This window comes from Nioella sediminis, from assembly GCF_001879695.1.
Lineage (GTDB): Bacteria > Pseudomonadota > Alphaproteobacteria > Rhodobacterales > Rhodobacteraceae > Nioella > Nioella sediminis.
The window spans coordinates 1-1,091 of record NZ_MNBL01000013.1; the positions used below are offsets into that span (position 1 = coordinate 1).

A 1,091-nucleotide genomic window follows, 5' to 3' on the forward strand; every position below is an offset into this window, starting at 1 on the left:
GGGCGAAACTGCTGTGCTACCGGCCGTAGGGGTCTGTCAACGCGGGCAGGACGGTGCCCGCGCAGGCCCCGAAGCCGATGCGATATCCATCGCCCTTCGCCGCCCCCAGCAAGGTCAGCGTATCGCCATCCTCCAGAAAGGACCGCTCCTCGCCGCTATCCAGCGTCAATGGTTCCTTGCCGCCCCAGCTCAGCTCCAGAAGCGACCCGCGTTCCGCCTTCTCCGGCCCCGAGATCGTTCCCGATCCAAGCAGATCCCCCACCCGCATCGGGCAGCCGGAGGTCGTGTGATGGGCCAGTTGCTGCGCAGCGGAATAGTACATCTGCCGGTAATTGGTTTCCGCGATCACGCTCGGGGCCTGCCGCGCAGGGGCCAAGGTTACCATCAGGTCGATATCATAGAGCATCGGCCCCGGTTCCCGCAGATGTGGCAGCAGCTCTTTTTCGCGCTCGGGGGTCGAGGCCCGGAACGGCTCCAGCGCGGCCTTGGTGACGATCCACGGGGAAATGGAGGTGGCCGTCGCCTTGGCCTGAAACGGCCCGAGCGGCTGGTATTCCCAGGCCTGAATGTCACGCGCCGACCAATCGTTCAGCAGCACATAGCCGAAGATCATGTCATCGGCCTCCTGCACCGTCACCGGCCCGTCGGAGGCAACGCCGACGATCGCCCCCATCTCCAGTTCCAGATCGAAGCGCTTGCAGGGGGCAAAGACCGGCGCTTCCATATCCGGCCCTTTCAACTGCCCCCAGGGGCGGCGCACATCGGTGCCGGAAACCACGACCGATGACGCGCGCCCGTTATAGCCGATGGGAATATGCAGCCAGTTGGGCGGCAGGGCGTTTTCCGGTCCGCGGAACATGGTGCCCACATTCATCGCGTGATGTTTGCCCGCGTAGAAATCGGTGTATTCCGACACCGCGAAGGGCATGTGCATCCGCGCCTCGTCCATCGGATGCAGGAAAGGCTCCACCCGCTGGCGCAGGGTCGATCCCTGCGCCAGCAGGGCCATCAGCGCGCCCCGGAACCCGGCCCACCCTTCCGGCCCCAGCCCCATGAAGGCATTCCACGACGGGTCCGAAAAGACCGGCGGA

The 1,091-nt window shown here is 65.4% G+C and carries 1 protein-coding gene; it reads right to left on the bottom strand.

The features are described 5' to 3' along the window. Positions 1 to 16: 16 nt before the first annotated feature. Positions 17 to 1,091, bottom strand: a 1,075-nt coding sequence (fahA, locus tag BKY26_RS01070) for a fumarylacetoacetase (RefSeq protein ID WP_071688553.1), incomplete at its 5' end; no start/stop codon positions are given.